Source organism: Hydrogenophaga palleronii NBRC 102513 (assembly GCF_001571225.1).
Taxonomy (GTDB): Bacteria; Pseudomonadota; Gammaproteobacteria; order Burkholderiales; family Burkholderiaceae_C; genus Hydrogenophaga; species Hydrogenophaga palleronii.
In genome coordinates, this window is record NZ_BCTJ01000015.1 from 91992 (window position 1) to 111729 (window position 19738).

Here is a 19738-nt window from a genome sequence, read left to right on the forward strand (position 1 = left end):
GTTGCCGTGCATCCCCGCCGCGGCCATCAGGCCGGCAACACGGCCGGCCCGAGTTCGGACAGCGGCCAGCGTGGCTTCACGTCGAAGCGGTAGGCGCCGTCGAAGGCATCACCATCGGCCAGGCCGGCCTGCACCCGCATGCCGCCGGCCAGCGCGATCATGGCGCCGTTGTCGGTGCACAGGTGCAGTTCGGGGTAGTGCACGCGCACACCGGCCTTGGCGCAGGCGGCACCCAGCTGCTCGCGCAGCAGGGCGTTGGCACCGACACCGCCGGCCACCACCAGACGGCGCAAACCGGTCTGGCGGATCGCCATGAAGGATTTTTTCACCAGCACCTCGACGATGGCGGCCTGCACGCTGGCCGCCACGTCGGCCTTCTGCTGCGCGCTCAGCGGGTCGGCCAGGTGCAGGGTGGCCGGGCCATCCAGGCTGGCATGGGCCAGGCGTTTCACCTGGGTCAGCACCGCCGTCTTCAGGCCGGCAAAGGAAAAGTCGAGGTCGCCGCTGTGCAGCAGCGGGCGCGGGAACTTGTAGGCCTGGGCATCGCCCTGCACAGCCAGGCGCGAGAGCGCCGGGCCACCCGGGTACGGCAGGCCGAGCAGCTTGGCCGACTTGTCGAAGGCTTCGCCGGCGGCGTCGTCGATGGTTTCGCCCAGCAGCTCGTAGCGGCCCACGCCGTCCACGCGCATCAGCTGGCTGTGGCCGCCCGAGACCAGCAGCGCGACAAAAGGAAACTCGGGTGGGTCGGCACTCAGGAAGGGCGACAGCAGGTGGCCCTCCAGGTGGTGCACGCCGATCACCGGCTTGTCGAGCGCAAACCCCAGGGCACAGGCCACGCCCGAGCCGACCAGCAGCGCGCCGGCCAGGCCGGGGCCGCGCGTGTAGGCCACCGCGTCCACCGCCGACAGCGGCAGGCCGGCCTGCGCCAGCACGGCGTCGGTGAGTGGCAGGACGCGGCGGATGTGGTCGCGGCTGGCGAGCTCGGGCACCACGCCACCATAGGCCTGGTGCATTTCAATCTGGCTGTGCAGGGCATGGCCCAGCAGCCGGGGTGTGGCGCTGCCGCTGGCATCCACCAGGGCCACGCCGGTTTCGTCGCAGGACGATTCGATTCCCAAAATCCGCATGCCGGAAGTGTACGGGCGGCACGCTTGTTGCTCGTCCCGTGGGTTCATCCACCCCACGCCCTGCTCCATGACCACCGGCCTGCATTTCCTGGTCGCCGCCAAACGCTGCGAAATCGCCGAGCTGCAGCAGCTCTCGCTCACCAGCGCCCTGGTCAACGTGACCGCACGGCTGATCCACGGCCTGCAGCGCGAGCGCGGCCTGTCCAACCTGCACATCGGCTCGCGGGGGAGCCAGTTCAGCGCGCAGCGCGAGCAGCAGATCGAACAGTGCGTGGCCATCGAGGCCGAGCTGCGCGCCTGCTTTGACAGCCTGGACACCGACGCCACCGGCATCGGCCATGGCGCACGCCTGTTCAGCCGCATCGCCTACGTGCTGCACGGGCTGGACGCCCTGCCCGGCCTGCGCGAGCGCGTCGGCACGCTGCAATGGAGTGCGCGCCAATCCACCGACGCCTACGTGCGCCTGATCGCCGGCCTGCTGGCGCTGGTGTTCGAAGCCGCCGACAGCGCCAGCAACCCCGAGATTTCGCGCCTGCTGGTGGCGCTGTTCAACTTCATGCAGGGCAAGGAGTTCGCCGGCCAGGAGCGCGCCACCGGCGCGGTCCTGTTCGCCAGCGGCCTGGCCGACGCGGGCGAGCAGCAGCGCCTGCTGCACCTGATCGAATCGCAGGAGCGTTGCCTGCAGGTCTTCGTCGAGTTCGCGCGCCCCGAGGCCGAAGCGCTCTGGGTGGCCAGCCAGGCCAGTGCCACGCTGGCCGAGCTGGAACGCCTGCGCCGCGTGCTCTGCACCGCGGCACCCCAGGCGCCGCTGAGGGTGCAGCTCTGCCAGCCCTGGTTCGACTGCTGCAGCCAGCGCATGGACGGCATGAAGCTGGTGGAAGACCGCCTCGCGCTCGACCTGCTGCGCGCCTGCAGGGACAAGATCGCCATCGCGCAAGCCGAGCTCGACGCCTACCAGTCGCTCAGCGCCAGCGCCACGCGCGAGGCCGATGACATGTCTTTCTTCCAGGACACGCCGGCCAGCAGCGCGGTGGTGGAACCCAACGGTTATGGCACCGCCACCCAGCCCTTTGGCCTGCAGCTGGAGCGCTCCATCCTTGAACTGGTGCAGGAACAGGCGCGCCGCCTGCAGACGATGGGCGAAGAGCTGGACACGGTGCGCGCCAGCCTGAACGAGCGCAAGCTGATCGAACGCGCCAAGGGCCTGCTGATGGCGCACCGCCAGCTCAGCGAAGAAGAAGCGCACAAGACCATGCGCCAGATGGCCATGAACCAGAACCGCCGGTTGATCGAAGTGGCCGAGGCGGTGCTGGCCATGGCCGACGTGTTGCCGGCCCGCCCGCGCTGAAAGCCCTTAGCGATGCCTGCGGTGCTGCGGTGCACAAATAACGTGCCTCCGCCCGCCGCCGCACCAGTTTGAAGCCCTGACGCCACCGCTTCAGCGCCCAACGGGTCGGCCCGGCCGCGGCGCTTGCCCTCTGAAATCCAACTTCTGACACCCAGGCGCGGCACAAGCCTGAAGCTGGCACGGTAGCTGCTTTGAAGCAGGCAAGGGAAACCGGGCCAATGGCGGTCCGGCTTTCCATCGTCTTCCCAGACACACGGACAACGGCGTCCATCTCCAGTTTGCGTTTTGCAGCTCGGAGATGGGCGCCGTTGTGCTTTTGGGCACCGTTTTTTTATCAGCAAGGAGTTGGACATGAACGCAGGCACCCCCACCCCGGCCGACGACACCCCGGCCAGCGCAGCGAGCGCCGAGACCACGGGCGCCTCGCGCCGGCAGTTCATCAAACAGGGCAGTGCCATCGGCACCACCGCCCTCTTCTCCACGCTGGGCCACCACGGGGCCTGGGCCGCGGGCTCGGACGCGCCGGAGAAGACCGAGGTGAAGATCGGCTTCATTCCATTGACCGACTGCGCCAGCGTGGTGATGGCGGCCGAGCTCGGCCTCGACAAGAAGTACGGCGTGAAGATCGTGCCCACCAAGGAAGCCAGCTGGGCGGGTGTGCGCGACAAGCTCGTCAACGGCGAGCTGGACATGGCGCACGTGCTCTACGGCCTGGTCTACGGCCTGCAGCTCGGCACCGCCGGCCCGAAGAAGGACATGGCGGTGCTGATGAACCTGAACCAGAACGGCCAGGCCATCACGCTGTCGAAGAAGCTCGCCGACAAAGGCGCGGTGGACGGCCCGTCGCTGGCCAAACTGATGGCGACCGAGAAGCGCGAATACACCTTCGCGCAGACCTTCCCCACCGGCACCCACGCCATGTGGCTCTACTACTGGCTGGCCGCCGCCGGCATCGACCCGATGAAGGACACGCGCGCCATCGTGGTGCCGCCACCGCAGATGGTGGCCAACATGCGCGTGGGCAACATGGACGGCTTCTGCGTCGGTGAACCCTGGAACCACCGCGCCATCATGGACGGCATCGGCATCACCGCCAACACCACGCAGGACATCTGGAAGGACCACCCCGAGAAGGTGCTCGGCACCACGGCCGAGTTCGTGCAGAAGAACCCGAACACCGCGCGCGCCGTGACCGCCGCGATTCTTGAAGCGGGCAAGTGGATCGACGCCGGCCTGCAGAACAAGAACAGGATGGCCGAGACCATCGCGCAGCGCTCTTACGTGAACACCAGCGTGGACGCGATCAACCAGCGCATCCTGGGGCGCTACCAAAACGGCCTGGGCAAGACCTGGGACGACCCCAACCACATGAAGTTCTACAACGACGGCGCGGCGAACTTCCCCTACCTGAGCGACGGCATGTGGTTCCTCACCCAGCACAAGCGCTGGGGCCTGCTCAAGTCGCACCCCGACTACCTGGCCGTGGCCAAACAGGTCAACCGCATCGACATCTTCAAACAGGCCGCCACCGCCAGCAAGACGGCGCTGCCCAAGTCGGAGCTGCGCAGCGCGAAGTTCATCGACGGCGTGGTGTGGGACGGCAAGGACCCGGCCAAGTACGCCGACAGCTTCAAGATCAACGCGGCGGCCTGAGCACGTTGCAGCAACGGAGGAACACCATGGTCAGTGCCGTCTTTCACACCCCGCTGGAGCCAGTGGCGCCTGCCGCCGTGCCGGTCCACAAACCGGCCGCAACCGTTGCTGCCACCGCCCCTGCGCCAACGCCTGCTGCCGTGGCGCCGCGCAGCGCCCCACCCACCCCCTGGCGCGATCACTTCGGTGGTTTCTTTCGCGCGGTGCTGCCGCCGCTCTTCGGCCTGGTCTTCCTGGTGATCGTCTGGGCGCTGGTGGCGGGCACGGGCGAGAGCGGCATCCCCACGCCGCTGGCCACCTGGACGCAGGCGGTCAGCGTGTTCTCCGACCCGTTCTACCGCGCCGGCCCGAACGACCAGGGCGTGGGCTGGAACGTGCTGATGTCGCTGCAGCGCGTGGCCATCGGCTTCGGCCTGGCCGCGCTGGTCGGCATTCCGGCGGGTTTTGCCATCGGCCGCTTCGAGTTCCTCAGCCGCATGTTCAACCCGCTCATCAGCCTGCTGCGCCCGGTCTCGCCGCTGGCCTGGCTGCCGATCGGCCTGCTGGTCTTCAAGGGCGCAAACCCGGCCGCCATCTGGACCATCTTCATCTGCTCCATCTGGCCCATGGTCATCAACACCGCGGTGGGCGTGCAACGTGTGCCGCAGGACTACATGAACGTGGCGCGCGTGCTCAACCTGAGCGAGTGGAAGATCTTCACCAAGATCCTGTTCCCCGCCGTGCTGCCCTACCTGCTGACCGGTGTGCGCCTCGCAGTCGGCACGGCCTGGCTGGTGATCGTGGCCGCCGAGATGCTGACCGGCGGCGTCGGCATCGGCTTCTGGATCTGGGACGAGTGGAACAACCTCAACGTCGCCAGCATCATCATCGCCATCTTCGTGATCGGCATCGTGGGCCTGGTGCTGGAGTTCGGCCTGATCAAGCTGGCCACCCTGTTCACGTTCGACGAGGTGAAGTCATGAGCGAGCCCACGAAGTACATCGAGATCCAGGGCGTCGAGCAGACCTTCAAGACCCGCAAGGGCAACTTCCCGGCGCTGCGCGACATCCACCTCAACGTGGCCAAAGGCGAGTTCATCACGCTCATCGGCCACTCGGGCTGCGGCAAGTCCACCTTGCTCAACCTGATCGCCGGCCTGACCACGCCCACCGCCGGTGTGCTGCTGTGTGCCGACCGCGAAATCGCCGGCCCCGGCCCGGAGCGCGCGGTGGTGTTCCAGAACCACTCGCTGCTGCCCTGGCTGACCTGCTTCGAAAACGTCTACCTCGCGGTCGAGCGCGTGTTTGGTGCGAACGAAAACAAGGCGCAACTCAAGGCCCGCACCGAGGCCGCGCTGGCCCTGGTCGGCCTCACGCCCGCCGCCCAGAAACGCCCCGGCGAAATCTCCGGCGGCATGAAGCAGCGCGTGGGCATTGCGCGTGCGCTGTCGATGGAACCCAAGGTGCTGCTCATGGACGAACCCTTTGGTGCGCTCGACGCGCTCACCCGCGCCAAGCTGCAGGACGAACTGCTGGAGATCGTGGCGCGCACGCGCAGCACAGTGGTGATGGTGACGCACGACGTGGACGAAGCCGTGCTGCTCTCCGACCGCATCGTGATGCTGACCAACGGCCCGGCCGCCACCATCGGCGAGGTGCTCAGCGTGGAGCTGCCGCGCCCGCGTTACCGCGTCGCCCTGGCCGACGACCCGGCCTACCAGAGCGCGCGCAAGGCGGTGATCGACTTCCTGTACACGCGCCAGGCGCATGTGGAAAAGGTGGCCTGACATGGACAAACGCGTCACCACCCCACAAAAGATGAAGCTGGTCATGGTCGGCAACGGCATGGCCGGCGTGCGCACGCTCGAAGAGCTGATCAAGATCGCGCCCGACCTGTACGACATCACGGTGTTCGGCGCCGAGCCGCACCCGAACTACAACCGCATCCTGCTCTCGCCGGTGCTGGCGGGCGAGCAGACGCTGGACGAGATCGTGCTCAACGACTGGGCCTGGTACAGCGGGCACGGCATCACCCTGCACGCCGGCAAGACCGTGACCGAGGTCGACCGCGTCAGGCGCATCGTGCGCGCCAGCGACGGCCTGGGCGGCGTGATCGAAGCGCCCTACGACCGCCTCATCATGGCGACCGGCTCCAACCCCTTCATGCTGCCGATCCCGGGCCGCGATCTGCAGGGCGTGCTGGCCTACCGCGACATCGCCGACACCCAGGCCATGATCGACGCGGCCACGCAATACAAGCATGCGGTGGTCATCGGCGGCGGCCTGCTCGGCCTGGAAGCGGCCAACGGTCTGATGAAGCGCGGCATGACGGTGAGCGTGGTGCACGTCGCGCCCTGGCTGATGGAGCGCCAGCTCGACGACGTGGCCGGCAAGCTGTTGCAGCAGTCGCTGGAACAGCGCGGCATGCAGTTCCTGATGGGCGCGCAGACGCAGGCGCTGGTGGGCAACGAAGCGGGCCGGGTGAAAGCGATCCGCTTCAAGGACGGCAGCGAACGAGCCGCCGACCTGGTGGTGATGGCGGTGGGCATCCGCCCCAACACCGCGCTGGCCGAAGCCATGCGCCTGCATGTGAACAAGGGCATCGTGGTGAGCGACACGCTACAGACCGTGACCGACCCGCGCATCTACGCGGTGGGCGAATGCGCGGCGCACCGCGGCATCGCCTACGGCCTGGTGGCACCGCTGTTCGAACAGGGCAAGGTGCTGGCCACGCACCTGGCCGAGTTCGGCATCGGCCGTTACGTCGGCTCTCTCACATCAACCAAGCTCAAGGTCACCGGCATCGACCTGTTCAGCGCCGGCAACTTCACCGGCGGCAGCGACACCGAGGAGATCGTCATGAGCGACCCCTCGGGCGGCGTCTACAAGAAGCTGGTGATCCAGGGCGACAAGCTGGTGGGCGCCTGCCTCTACGGCGATACGGTGGACGGCAGCTGGTACTTCAAGCTGCTGCGCGACGGCCGCAGCGTGGCCGACATCCGCGACCGCCTGATGTTCGGTGAATCGAACATCGGCGACGTCGGCCACCAGGGCCATAGCAAGGCCGCCGCCATGGCCGACAGCGACGAGGTCTGCGGCTGCAACGGCGTCACCAAGGGCAGCATCTGCAAGGCCATCAAGGACAAGGGCCTTTTCACGCTGGAAGAGGTGCGCAAGCAGACCAAGGCCAGCGCGTCCTGCGGTTCGTGCACGGGTCTGGTGGAACAGATCCTGATGTTCACTGCCGGCGGCGACTACTCGGCCACACCCAAACTCAAGGCCATGTGCGCCTGCACCGACCACGGCCACCAGGCGGTGCGCGACGCCATCCGCGACAGCAAGCTGCTGAGCATCGGCGCGGTGTTCAAAGGCCTGGGCTGGCGCACGCCCAACGGCTGCGCCACCTGCCGCCCGGCCGTGAACTACTACCTCATCAGCACCTGGCCGAAAGAGGCGAAGGACGACCCGCAGAGCCGCTACATCAACGAACGCGCACACGCCAACATCCAGAAGGACGGCACCTACAGCGTGATCCCGCGCATGTGGGGCGGCGAGACCACCGCCGACGAACTGCGCCGCATCGCCGACGCGGTGGACAAGTACAAGATCCCCACCGTGAAGGTCACCGGCGGCCAGCGCATCGATCTGCTGGGCGTGAAGAAGGAAGACCTGCAGGCGGTGTGGAACGACATCGGAATGCCCAGCGGCCACGCCTACGCCAAGGCCCTGCGCACGGTGAAGACCTGCGTGGGCAGCGAGTGGTGCCGCATGGGCACGCAGGACAGCACGCAGATGGGCAAAGACCTGGAGCGCGCCATGTGGCGCATGTACGCGCCGCACAAGGTGAAGTTCGCGGTGAGCGGCTGCCCGCGCAACTGCGCCGAGGCCGGCATCAAGGACGTGGGCATCATCGGCGTCGACTCGGGCTGGGAGATGTACGTGGCCGGCAACGGCGGCATCAAGACCGAGGTGGCCGAGTTCTTCGTCAAGCTCAAGACCGCCGAAGAAGTGCTGGAGTACACGGGCGCCTTCATGCAGCTCTACCGCCTGGAGGGCTGGTACCTGGAGCGCACCGTGCACTACGTGCACCGCGTCGGCCTCGACTACGTGAAGAGAAAAATCCTCGACGACGCCGATGGCCGCAAGGCGCTGTGGGAACAGCTGCAGTTCGCGCTCGACGGTGAACCCGACCCGTGGTTCGAACACCAGAAGGCGGCGGTGGACACGCGCCAGTTCATTCCGATCAAGGCGGTTTCGCTCGAAGGGAGTGCGGCATGAGAACCCATACCCCCAGCTGGATTCCGATCGCCCGCGTGGACGACATCCCCGTGCTCGGCTCGCGCTGCGTGCAACGCGAACACGGGCTGGATGTGGCGGTGTTCCGCAACGCACAGAACGAGGTGTTTGCCCTGCTCGACCGCTGCCCGCACAAGGGCGGCCCGCTGAGCCAGGGCATCGTCTTCGGCACCCAGGTTGCCTGCCCGCTGCACAACTGGACCATCGGCCTGGACAGCGGCTGCGCGCGCGAACCGGACGAGGGTTGCACGCCGCGTTTTGCGGTGGACGTGAAGGGCGGCGTGGTGCACCTCGACGCGCACGAACTCGCCACACAGGCCATCGACCTCACCCGCCCCGTCGCCGGCCCGGCGCGGCGTGCCTTGTCCCCTCTCCCGCTGGGAGAGGGCTAGGGTGAGGGCCTTCCCCGTGCCAGTGCGCTCCGGAGGCGGCCCTCTCTCAGAGGAGGAGGAAAAGGGAGCAAGACAGCTCACGCGCTCCACCTGCCCGTATTGCGGCGTGGGCTGCGGCGTCATCATCGAGACCGAGGGCAGCCAGATCACCGGCGTGCGCGGTGACCCGCTACACCCGGCCAACTTCGGCAAGCTCTGCACCAAGGGCCAGACGTTGCACCTCACCGCCGCGCCCGCCCTGGCGCAGCAGACCCGCCTGCTGCAACCCATGCAGCGCCTGCAGCGCAGCGCAGCGCCCGAGGCGCTGGCCTGGAATGCGGCGCTGGATCTGGCGAGCGAACGTTTTGCCTCGGTCATCCAACGCCACGGCCCCGACGCGGTCGGCTTCTACATCAGCGGCCAGCTGCTCACCGAGGACTACTACGCTTTCAACAAACTGGCCAAGGGCCTGATCGGCACCAACAACGTCGACACCAACTCGCGCCTGTGCATGAGCAGCGCGGTGGCCGGCTACAAGGCCACGCTGGGTGCCGACGCACCACCGGCCTGCTACGACGACGTGAACCACGCGCAATGCCTGTTCTTCGTCGGCAGCAACGCGGCCTTTGCGCACCCGGTGCTGTTCCGGCGCATCGAAGCCGCGAAGCAGGCCAACCCCGCCATGAAGGTGATCGTGGCCGACCCGCGCCGCACCGACACCGCCGGCTTCGCCGACCTCTACCTGCCGCTGCAACCGGGCAGCGACGTGCTGCTGTTCCACGGCCTGCTGCACATCATGCTGTGGGAGGGCTGGACCGACGCCGCCTACATCGCCAACCACACCAGCGGCTTCGACGCCCTCAAGGCGCTGGTGCGCGACCACACGCCCGAACGCGTGGCACAGGCCTGTGGCCTCCAGCAAGAAGACCTGTTCACCGCCGCCAGATGGTTTGCCGGTGTGGAGGGCCAGGGCGCGCGGCGGCCCACCCTCAGCCTCTACTGCCAGGGCCTGAACCAGAGCAGCAGCGGCACGGCGAAGAACGCCACGCTGATCAACCTGCATCTGGCCACCGGCCAGATCGGCAAACCCGGCGCCGGCCCGTTCAGCCTCACCGGCCAGCCCAACGCCATGGGCGGGCGCGAAGTGGGCGGGCTGGCCAACCTGCTGAGCGCGCACCGCGACCTGTCCAACCCCCAGCACCGCGCCGAAGTGGCGGCGCTCTGGGGCCTGCCTTCGGTACCTGAGGAACCGGGCCTGAGCGCGGTGGAGCTGTTCCAGGCCGCGGCCGACGGGCAGGTGAAAGCGCTGTGGATCGCCTGCACCAACCCGGCCCAGTCCATGCCCGACCAGGCCACGGTGCGCCGCGCGCTGCAGCGTGCCGAGTTCGTCGTGGTGCAGGAAGCCTATGCCAGCGCCGCCACCTGCGACCACGCCGACCTGCTGCTGCCCGCCACCACCTGGGGCGAGAAGGACGGCACCGTCACCAACAGCGAGCGGCGCATCAGCCGCGTGCGCCCGGCCGTGCCCGCACCCGGCCAGGCGCGGCACGACTGGCGCATCGTGGTTGATTTCGCACAACGGCTCGAAGCCCGGCTGCGTCCGGACCAGCCCACGCTGTTCCCCTACCGCGACGCCGAAAGCATCTGGCTCGAACACCGCGAGTCCACCCGCGGGCGCGACCTCGACATCGGCGGCCTGAGCTACGCGCTGCTGGAGCAGCACGGCCCGCAGCAGTGGCCCTTCATGCCCGGCGACACGCAGGGCCGACAACGCCTGTACGAAGACGGCGTGTTCCCCACGCCCGACGGCCGCGCGCGCTTCGCCGCCCTGCCCTTCGTGCCGCTGGCCGAGCCGCGCGAATCGCGGTACCCGTTCTCGCTCACCACCGGCCGCCTGCGCGACCAGTGGCACGGCATGACACGCACCGGCACGCTGGGCCGCCTGTTCGGCCACGTGGCTGAACCGCTGGTGCAACTGCACCCGCAAGACATGGAGCGCCGCGGCCTGAAGGACGGCGACCTGGTGCACATCACCAGCAAACGCGGCTCCATCCTGGTGCCCGCATGGGGCTCGGACGAAATCGGCCTGTCGCAAGCCTTCGTCGCCATGCACTGGGGCCCCGAGTACCTGAGCGGGCGCAGCAGCACCGGCGAACCGCTGGCCGGCATCAACGCGCTCACCACCTCGGCCTACTGCCCCACGTCCAAACAACCCGAGCTCAAGCACGCGGCGGTGAAGGTGCTCAAGGCCGAACTGCCGTGGACACTGCTGGCCCTGGCCTGGCTGCCGCAACACAGCGCACTGGCCACGCGCGAAGCGCTGCGCTCGCTGATGGCCGAGTTTTCGTTTGCGAGCTGCGTGCCGTTCTCCAACGGTGTGCCACTGGCCGAGGCGGCCGACCGGGAACGCACCGGCGTGCTGTTCCGCGCCGCCGCGCACGAGGCGCCCGAGCCGGCGCTGATCGAACGCATCGAAGCCCTGCTCGGCCTCAACGGCACCGACGTGCTGCGCTACGCCGACAAGCGCCTTGGCCAGCGCCGCACCGCGCGCCTGGTGCGCGAGGGCGAGCTCACGCGGCTCGACGCCTTTCTGCTCGGCGGCGACACACGCGCGGAGGTGTGGATCAAACCCCTGCTGCAGGACGAACTGCCCGCCGGCGCCTACGGCCGCCTGTTGCTGATGCCCGGCGCCAAGGCACCGGTGGCGGTGGTGGCCAAGGGCCGGCAGGTCTGCACCTGCTTCAACGTGACCGAAGACGCCATCCGGGCCAAACTGCAGAAATGCGAAGGCAATGACGACCAACGCCTGACCAGCCTGCAGGCGGCGCTGCGCTGCGGCACCAACTGCGGCTCCTGCGTGCCCGAACTCAAGCGCCTGGTGCGCGCGGTGCCGGCGCTGCAGACCGCCTGAGGCCTGTGTCTTGGCGCAATGAGCATATAACTCGAAGTCATCAACTTTCCCTCACAATCGCGCGCCATGGGCATCAGCCACTACATCAAGGAAATCGGCCGCGGCAAGGACGGCGCGCGTCCGCTCACGCGCGAGCAGGCCACAGACCTGTTCGGCCAGGTGCTGGACGGCGCCGTGACCGACCTCGAAGTCGGCGGCTTCTGCCTGGCCATGCGCATCAAGGGCGAAACGCCCGAAGAGATGGCCGGCTTCCTGGACGCGACACACGCCCGCCTGCACCGCCTGCCCGACAACGGCCTCACCACCGTGGTGCTGCCCAGCTACAACGGCGCGCGCAAGCTGCCGGTGCTCACACCCTTGCTGGCCCTGCTGCTGGCGCAGCGTGGTGCGGCGGTGCTGGTGCACGGCACCGCCACCGAAACGCAGCGCGTGATCGCGCCCCAGGTGCTGGAGATGCTTGACATACCGAGCGCCACCGAGGTGCCGACGCTGCGCGCCGGCGACGTTGCCTACGTGCCGACCGAGGTGCTGCTCCCGGGCCTGAAGCGCCTGCTGGATGTGCGCCGTGTGGTCGGCCTGCGCAACCCGGCGCACAGTCTGGTGAAGCTCATGAACCCGTGCGCCGGCCGCGCCTTCCTGGTCGGCAGCTACACGCACCCCGAGTACGCCACCTCCATGGCGGCCACCTGGTCGCTCACCGGCGCACACGCGCTGCTGCTGCGAGGCACCGAAGGCGAGTGCGTGGCCGATGCGCGCCGCACGCCCCGCATGGAGGTGTTCCGCGACGGCCAGCGCACCGAGGTGCAGGCGCAGCAGGACGGACCACTCGCCAAGCTGCCATCGCTGCCGGCGGTGGATGCCGCGTCCACCGCCGCCTACATCCGCGCCGTGCTCGACGGCAGCCAGGCCATTCCCACGCCGATCGCCCTGCAGGTGGAACACATCTTGCAGGCGCTGGCGCAACATGAACCCCTTAGCCACCATGCCCTCTCCGTCTGAATTCCTGCCCGGCACCGTCGCACTGGTGGGCGCCGGCCCTGGCGACCCCGAGCTGCTCACGCTCAAGGCCGTCAAGGCCATTGCGGCGGCCACCGTGCTGCTGGTGGACGACCTGGTGAGCGACGCCGTGCTGGACCATGCTTCGCCCAAGGCGCGCATCGTGCACGTGGGCAAACGCGGCGGTTGCAAGAGCACGCCGCAGGCCTTCATCGAAAAACTCATGGTGATGGCGGCCCGCGAAGGCGAAATGGTGGTGCGCCTCAAGGGTGGTGATCCCTTCATCTTCGGCCGCGGCGGTGAAGAGGTGGAACACCTGCGCGCCGCCGGCATTCAGGTGCAGGTGGTCAACGGCATCACCGCCGGCCTGGCCGGGCTGACCTCGCTGGGCGTGCCGCTCACGCACCGCGAGCACGCGCACGGCGTGGTCTTCGTCACCGGCCACGCCAAGCCGGGTGACAGCGGCACCGACTGGCAGGCCCTCGCCGCCACCGCGCGCGACGCCAAGCTCACGCTGGTGATCTACATGGGCGTGTCCAGCGCGGCGCAGATCCAGCAAGACCTGCTGACCGGCCTGCCGGCACACACGCCGCTGGCGGTGATCCAGCACGCCAGCCTGCCGCAGCAACGCCATGCGGTGACCACGCTGGCGCAGCTGCACGCCACCATCGAATCCGAGGGCCTGGGCAGCCCGGCCGTGATCGTGGTCGGTGATGTGGTGAGCGGCATCGCCGCCATGCAGCAGGCCCCGCAGGCCGTCCCCCGCAGCGCCTGAGCGCCGCTACACTCCCGCCCGGGGCGCCCATGGGCGCATGCAAAGAGGGGGAAAACATGCTGAAAAAACTCAATCAATTCACCGAAAGCCACGGTGCGCTGCGCCCGGGGCGCGGCCTGGTCACCGGTGTCATTGCGCTCACGCTGGCCATCCTGTGTTTCCTGGGCGTGATGGCCTTTCATTTCCCGCAGTACCTCACCACGCCCGAGCTGCGCAAGCAGTACGACGTGGCGCTGATGCGCCAGCTGTTGTTCGTCGCGATGGTGGTGGCCGGCGGCCTGAGCCTGGTGAACGTGCTGTTCAACCGCGCGCGCTGGCTCTCGGCCTTCGCCTTCGGGCTGGTGGTGCTCGGCGCGCTGCTGGGCGGGCACCAGGTGGAGGTGGACCCGAACTTCCCCGACCACACGCCCTACATCGGCATGGACTGGTTCATCCTCGACCTGCTGGGTTCGTCGCTGATCTTCATCTTCATCGAGAAGCTGTTCGCCCTGCGCAAGGACCAGCCGGTGTTCCGGCCCGAGTGGCAGACCGACTTCCACCACTTCATCGTCAACCACATGGTGATCGGCTTCATGCTGCTGGCCACCAACCTGCTGGTGCACAACATCTTCGGCTGGGTGCCGGTGGATGGCGTGCGCGGCTGGATCGCCACCCTGCCGTTCTGGGCCGCGCTGCCGCTCATCATCCTGGTGGCCGACCTGGCCCAGTACTGGACGCACCGCGCCTACCACGAGGTGCCGCTGCTCTGGCGCCTGCACGCGGTGCACCACAGCACCAAACACATGGACTGGATGGCCGGCTCGCGCCAGCACATCCTGGAGACCATCATCACGCGCACCCTGGTGCTGGGCCCGATCTACCTGCTGGGCTTTTCCAAGGAAGTGATCGACGCCTACATCATCGTGGTCGGCTTCCAGGCGGTGTTCAACCACGCCAACGTGAGCGTGCGCCTGGGGCCGCTGCGTTACCTCATCGTCACGCCCAACTTCCACCACTGGCACCACAGCCAGGACCAGGAAGCGCTGGACAGGAACTACGCCGCGCACTACGCTTTCCTCGACCACCTCTTCGGCACCGCGGTCAACAGCCCGCGGATGTGGCCCGAGCGCTACGGCGTGCTGGGCGACTACGTGCCCAAGGGTTTTCTGAAGCAACTCGCCTTCCCTTTCACCTGGAAAGGCTGAGGCTCGCGCGCCAAGCACAGCAGCCCGGTTCCCCGGTGCGCCTACACTGCGCGCCATGCAAGAATTTGACGCCATCGTCATCGGCGCCGGCGCGGCCGGTCTGTTCTGTGCCGGTGTCGCAGGACAGCGCGGCCAGCGCGTGCTGGTGCTGGACCACAGCGAGAAGGTCGCCGAGAAAATCCGTATCTCGGGCGGCGGCCGCGCCAACTTCACCAACCGCGAACTCGATCCGCAAGCGCCGCACAAGCACTTCCTGAGCGCCAACCCGCACTTCTGCCGCTCGGCACTGTCGCGCTACACGCCGGCCGACTTCATCGCGCTGGTGCAGCGCCACGGCATCCCTTTCCACGAGAAGCACAAGGGCCAGCTGTTCTGCGACCACTCGGCCGACGACCTGATCCAGATGCTGCTGCGCGAATGCGATGCCGGCGGCGTGCAGCGCTGGCAGCCCTGCGGCGTGAAAGCGGTGCGCCAGGGCGGTGACGGACTCTACGAACTCGACACCGAACGCGGCCCGGTGCGTGGCCGCAAGCTGGTGGTGGCCACCGGCGGCCTGTCGATTCCGAAAATCGGCGCCAGCGATTTCGGTTACCGCATCGCCAGCCAGTTCGGCCTGCGCCTGGTGGAGCGGCAACCAGGGCTGGTGCCACTCACCTTCGACGGCGACGGCTGGGCGCCCTACGCCGGCCTGGCCGGGCTGGCGCTGCCGGTGCGCATCGAGACCGGCGACAAGAAAAACCGCATGGCGTTTCTGGAAGACCTGCTGTTCACCCACCGCGGCCTGTCCGGCCCGGCGGTGCTGCAGATCTCCAGCTACTGGCGCGAAGGCACCCCGATCCGGCTCAACCTGGCCCCCGACACCGAACTGCCCACCGCGCTGGCACGCGCCAAGGCCAGCTCACGCAAGCTGCTGGCCAACGAACTCGCCGCCCTGGTGCCCAGCCGCCTGGCCGACGCCTGGGTGCAGCAGGACGCCGACTGGCAGCGCCCGGTGGCGGACACCACCGACAAGGCGCTGGCCCGGCTGGCCGAGCGCCTGTCGCGCTGGGAGATCGCCCCCACCGGCACCGAGGGCTACAAAAAAGCCGAGGTCACCCTGGGTGGGGTGGACACGCGAGAACTCTCCTCGCAGACCCTGGAATCGAAACAGCCCGGCCTGTATTTCATCGGTGAGGTGGTCGACGTGACCGGCTGGCTGGGCGGCTATAACTTCCAGTGGGCCTGGGCCAGCGCCCACGCCTGCGCCCAGGCGCTTTGAGCCTCCCGCGCACCGCTGTGGCTGCAAAAACGGTGGCTGTGCGCGGGGAAATGGCTATAATCCCTGGCTTTGCTGGCAAATCCCCGTCTGCCAATACTAGTTAATGACGGGACATTTTGCGGAAACGACGCCCGGGCCCGATCTTCCCGTACATCCTCTTTCCGCGCATTCTGGATATCTTTCGCCAATGACGACCATCCGTGTAAAAGACAACGAACCCTTTGACGTCGCTCTGCGCCGTTTCAAGCGCACCATCGAAAAGCTCGGCCTGCTGACCGACCTGCGCGCCCGCGAGTTCTACGAAAAGCCGACCGCCGAGCGCAAGCGCAAGAAGGCCGCCGCCGTCAAACGCCACTACAAGCGTGTGCGTTCGATGCAGCTGCCGAAGAAGCTGTACTGAGCGTAGCCACCGGGCCCGTCCCGGTCGCGCCAAAGCCCGCTGGAGGACGCTCAAGCGGGCTTTTTTGATTTCCGATTCCCCATTTCACAAGGACTCCCGCCATGTCGATCAAAGAACAGATCGCCCAGGACATCAAAGCCGCCATGCTGGCCAAGGACGCGCCGCGCCGCGACACCCTGCGCCTGCTGCAGGCCGCCGTGAAGCAGAAGGAAGTGGACGAGCGCATCGAGCTCGACGACGCGGCGGTGATCGCGGTGCTCGACAAGATGCTCAAGCAGCGCAAGGACTCGATCGCGGCCTTCGAGCAAGGCAACCGCGCCGATCTGGCGGCCCAGGAAGCGGCCGAGATCGCCATCCTGCAGCCCTACCTGCCGGCGCGCCTGTCGGCCGACGAGGTGACGGCCGAAGTCAAAGCCATCGTCGCCGAGCTGGGTGCCAAGGGCCCGGGCGACATGGGCAAGGTCATGGGCGCGGTGAAAGCCCGCCTGGCCGGCAAGGCCGACATGGGCCAGGTCTCGGCCGCCGTGAAGGCCGCTCTGGCAGGCTGAGGCTCAACGCCAGCGCTGCCCTCCGCTTGGGCCAAGCACCCGGAAGCGCTGCACGCCCTGAAACCGCAGAGCGCGCAGGCCAACCGGCGTCAGCGGCGTGGCGGCACCGGCACCGGCACCGGCACCGGCACCGGCACCGGCACCGCCGAGCACCGTATCGGCAGAAGACCAGCGCCGCCCCCAGGGCTTGAAGGCGCATCACGACCGGGGCCGGATCATGAACGAGACAGGCTCCCCGGAATGATGCGGACGCGCGTGCGCTGCGCGCCAATGGTCACGATCACATCCAATGGCAAGGCCGCGGGTGGCATGGCCGAGGCCACGAAGGAGCGTGTCTCGGGCAGGAAGCGCAGCCACGCCGGCAGCGGTGCGCCGTTCGGCAAGGTGGCGGTGATGGGTGTTTCGCGCACCAGGCCTTCGGTGAGGGCCGGCGACAGCGCAACCTGGAAGCCGCTGGCCGCCATCTCCTCGGGCACCCACACGTTGAATTGCCCTTCGCTTCCCTCGGTCGGCACCCTGAGCAGCGCGACGACAATGCCGTCCGCCGTGCGCTCGGAAGAACCAGTCCGGACTTGCGTCGCCAGCGCCGCTTCGCGCACGGGCAGCACCAGGGATGGCTGCGCAAGCGGCATCGCCCGCAGCACGCTGGACACCGGGTCGATCACGATGCCACTGAACCTGGCCTGACCGCTGGCTTGCACCTGGCCGAGTGTGAGCACGCCGTTGCTGGCCACCTGGATGTCGTGCCCGCTGGCGCTGAAGGGGCCTGCAAACTGGTTGCCCCCGTTGTTCAGCAGGATGTTGCTGCCCCCCGCGTTCACATGGGTTTGTCCACTCGCGTGGATGGCCGTGCCTGCGGCCTGGGTGACGTCGCCGCCCGTGCTGACCACATGCAGATCGCCGCCGGCCTGGAGGTTGCCCAGGGTGATGCCGCCGGTGGTGTCGGTGATGCTGACGTTGCCGCCAGCGCTCACGCTTCCGCTGCCGCCCTGGCTGTAGCCATCGCTGACCGTGAAGTCGCCATCGGTGCGGGTGTCGCCGCCGGTCTGGGTGAAGCTTCCAAGATCGATGCCGCCCTGGCTGTCCAGGCGGCCGCCGTTCTGCGTGAGGCTGTCCAGCCGCACACCACCAGGACCGACGTTCAGCGTGCCATCGGCCTGCACCAGGTGGCCGCCCTGGCCCAGGCTGTCGATCACCACCGGGGCTGAGGCCTCCGCGGGTGCGACGGCGCCCGTGGTGTCGAAGCGCACGGTGACACCGTTGGGGATGATGACGTGGGCCACGTTGGCCAGGTCGGGAATGGCGCCGTCGGCCCAGTTGGCGGGGTCGAACCAGTTGCCGTCGCTGCCGCCGATCCAGGTGGCGGTGTCGCGCCGGGTGATGTCCGCGCTGGTGGTGCCGCTGGCGGCCACGCTGTAGTTGGCTGCGTCGGCGCCATCCAGGGTGACGCCGCTCAGCGTCACGGTCTTGCCGGTACCCACGTTCTTGTCCGCGAAGCTGGCCGAGCCCCATGTCACGACCAGCGTGTCGCCGCCGATGCGGTTGTCGCTGGTGGTCACGGTGGCCACCGTGTTGCCGTCGTAGGTCTTGTTCACACCGGTGTAGCCCACCTGCAGCGCGCGCGGCGTGATCTGGCCGTCCGTCCCGGTGAAGCTGCTGCCCGCGGGCAACTGGTAGTTGGCGGCGTCGCTGCCGGAGAGCAGCAGCCCGCTGATGGTGTAAGCCACGTTGTTGCCGGCGTTACGGCTGGCGAAGCTGCCCGCACCATCCACCGCCACATGGTCCCCGGCTTCAAGGCCCGCCAGGCTCAGCGTCACGCCATTCATGGCCGTGGTGCCGTCGTACACCTTGCTGATGCCACCGCTGGCGCTGGCGGTCAGGGCCTTGGGCGTCACCGTGTGCTGGCCCACCACCACGAACTGGTCGCTGAAGTTGCTGCCGACCTGGTTGACCTGGGTGGCACCCATGGTGTGGAGCCCGGTCACCAGATGGCCGGCGCTGCTGGTGGCCGCGCCGGTGGTGTCCAGCGTGAAGCTGGCCGTGCCGCCCGCGCCGTCGCTGAGAGAGAAGCGATTGGCGCCCAGGCTGGTCGGCGAGAGCGTGACGATGGTGCTGCCGTCGCTGGCAAGGTACTCGGCACTGGCGATGGCGTAGCCGGCGGCGCTGCCATAGACCGACTGCTGAGGCTGCACCCGGACCAGCAGACGCTCTGCGGGCACGATGGTGTAGTTACCCGCCTGGTACGCAATGCTGTAGTTGCTGGCACTCAACCCCGACGCGTGCAGCACACCGGCATAGGTGCCGGCGCCCTCCACGCCCGCATTGCTGCGCGCGACGGACAAAGCCCCGCCCAGTACACCGGCACCTTCGCCGTTCACAAAGCCCATGTAGGTCACGCCCTGGTAGCCGGCGGCGTCGGTTTGCGTGACCAGCTTGGCGTCGTTGTGGGCGATCACGCTCAACGGTGCCCGCAGAATGTCGGCCGTGGTTGTGGCGGTGCTGCTGGTCAGCTGGTAGTTGCTGGCCAGGCCACCGTGGGTGCCATCGGCCAGCGCGTAGCCACTGGCCGTGACGGTCAGGCCGGTTCCGGCGCCGGCCTGCGAGAAGGAGGCACCGGTGCGCGAGAGCGCCAGCGTCTCGTCGTTCACGCCAGTGATGGCAGTCCCCCAGTCGAGGATGCTGACGGTCGAGGTGCCGTCGTAGGTCTTGTTCGCCGCGCTCAGGCCGCTCACCGACACCTGACGTGCGGTGATGTCCGCACTGGTGGTGCCGCTGGTGGCGACGCTGTAGTTGGCCGCGTCGGCACCGTTGAGCGTGACGCCGCTCAACGCCACCGCCTTGCCGGTGCCCACGTTCTTGTCGGCGAAGCTGGCCGCACTCCAGTTCACCACCA

Annotated in this window: 15 protein-coding genes; 13 read left to right on the forward strand and 2 right to left on the reverse strand. The window is 68.1% G+C overall.

From position 1 onward, the window contains the following. Window positions 1-26 precede the first annotated feature (26 nt). Window positions 27-1127, reverse strand: a complete 1101-nt coding sequence (tsaD, locus tag HPA01S_RS12505) for a tRNA (adenosine(37)-N6)-threonylcarbamoyltransferase complex transferase subunit TsaD (RefSeq protein WP_066270458.1) — start codon at window positions 1125-1127, stop codon at window positions 27-29. A gap of 67 nt (window positions 1128-1194) precedes the next feature. On the opposite strand from tsaD, the gene HPA01S_RS12510 reads away from it, so the two are divergent. From HPA01S_RS12510 to HPA01S_RS12570, 13 genes are all read left to right on the forward strand, one after another. Further along, window positions 1195-2475: a nitrate regulatory protein gene (locus HPA01S_RS12510; protein WP_066270405.1), complete on the forward strand. Its 1281-nt coding sequence runs from the start codon at window positions 1195-1197 to the stop codon at window positions 2473-2475. 351 nt (window positions 2476-2826) lie between these two features. Then, window positions 2827-4128: a CmpA/NrtA family ABC transporter substrate-binding protein gene (locus HPA01S_RS12515; protein ID WP_084360654.1), complete on the forward strand. Its 1302-nt coding sequence runs from the start codon at window positions 2827-2829 to the stop codon at window positions 4126-4128. 26 nt (window positions 4129-4154) lie between these two features. Further along, the gene (gene ntrB / locus HPA01S_RS12520; protein WP_066270407.1) at window positions 4155-5090 is read left to right on the forward strand and encodes a nitrate ABC transporter permease; all 936 of its coding nucleotides are present in this window, start codon (window positions 4155-4157) and stop codon (window positions 5088-5090) included. Beyond that, window positions 5087-5893, forward strand: a complete 807-nt coding sequence (locus HPA01S_RS12525) for an ABC transporter ATP-binding protein (protein WP_066270409.1) — start codon at window positions 5087-5089, stop codon at window positions 5891-5893. Before ntrB ends, HPA01S_RS12525 begins: the two co-directional genes overlap by 4 nt. 1 nt (window position 5894) lies before the next feature. After that, window positions 5895-8384 carry a nitrite reductase large subunit NirB gene (gene nirB, locus HPA01S_RS12530; RefSeq protein WP_066270410.1) on the forward strand — a complete coding sequence of 830 codons (2490 nt, stop codon included), beginning with the start codon at window positions 5895-5897 and terminating at the stop codon, window positions 8382-8384. Continuing rightward, window positions 8381-8794, forward strand: a complete 414-nt coding sequence (gene nirD / locus HPA01S_RS12535) for a nitrite reductase small subunit NirD (RefSeq protein ID WP_066270412.1) — start codon at window positions 8381-8383, stop codon at window positions 8792-8794. The genes nirB and nirD overlap by 4 nt, the downstream gene beginning before the upstream one ends. Before the next feature lie 22 nt (window positions 8795-8816). Continuing rightward, entirely contained in the window at window positions 8817-11684 is a 2868-nt protein-coding gene (locus HPA01S_RS12540) for a nitrate reductase (protein WP_066270415.1), read from the forward strand. Window positions 11685-11750: 66 nt separating this feature from the next. After that, window positions 11751-12683: a DNA-binding protein YbiB gene (gene ybiB, locus HPA01S_RS12545; protein ID WP_066270417.1), complete on the forward strand. Its 933-nt coding sequence runs from the start codon at window positions 11751-11753 to the stop codon at window positions 12681-12683. Beyond that, on the forward strand, window positions 12667-13455 hold the full coding sequence (cobA, locus tag HPA01S_RS12550; protein WP_066270418.1) for a uroporphyrinogen-III C-methyltransferase: 789 nt from the start codon (window positions 12667-12669) through the stop codon (window positions 13453-13455). Before ybiB ends, cobA begins: the two co-directional genes overlap by 17 nt. 56 nt (window positions 13456-13511) lie before the next feature. Further along, entirely contained in the window at window positions 13512-14639 is a 1128-nt protein-coding gene (locus HPA01S_RS12555) for a sterol desaturase family protein (RefSeq protein ID WP_066270419.1), read from the forward strand. A 55-nt stretch (window positions 14640-14694) separates the two neighbouring features. After that, complete coding sequence (locus HPA01S_RS12560) at window positions 14695-15897, forward strand: BaiN/RdsA family NAD(P)/FAD-dependent oxidoreductase (RefSeq protein WP_066270420.1); 1203 nt, start codon at window positions 14695-14697, stop codon at window positions 15895-15897. A 187-nt stretch (window positions 15898-16084) separates the two neighbouring features. Further along, the gene (gene rpsU, locus HPA01S_RS12565; RefSeq protein WP_056273869.1) at window positions 16085-16297 is read left to right on the forward strand and encodes a 30S ribosomal protein S21; all 213 of its coding nucleotides are present in this window, start codon (window positions 16085-16087) and stop codon (window positions 16295-16297) included. 101 nt (window positions 16298-16398) lie between these two features. Then, on the forward strand, window positions 16399-16845 hold the full coding sequence (locus HPA01S_RS12570) for a GatB/YqeY domain-containing protein (RefSeq protein ID WP_066270422.1): 447 nt from the start codon (window positions 16399-16401) through the stop codon (window positions 16843-16845). Between the two features lie 215 nt (window positions 16846-17060). Here the strand turns inward: HPA01S_RS12570 and HPA01S_RS23355 are convergent. Further along, window positions 17061-19738, reverse strand: a 2678-nt coding sequence (locus tag HPA01S_RS23355; RefSeq protein WP_245638637.1) for a YDG domain-containing protein, incomplete at its 5' end; no start/stop codon positions are given.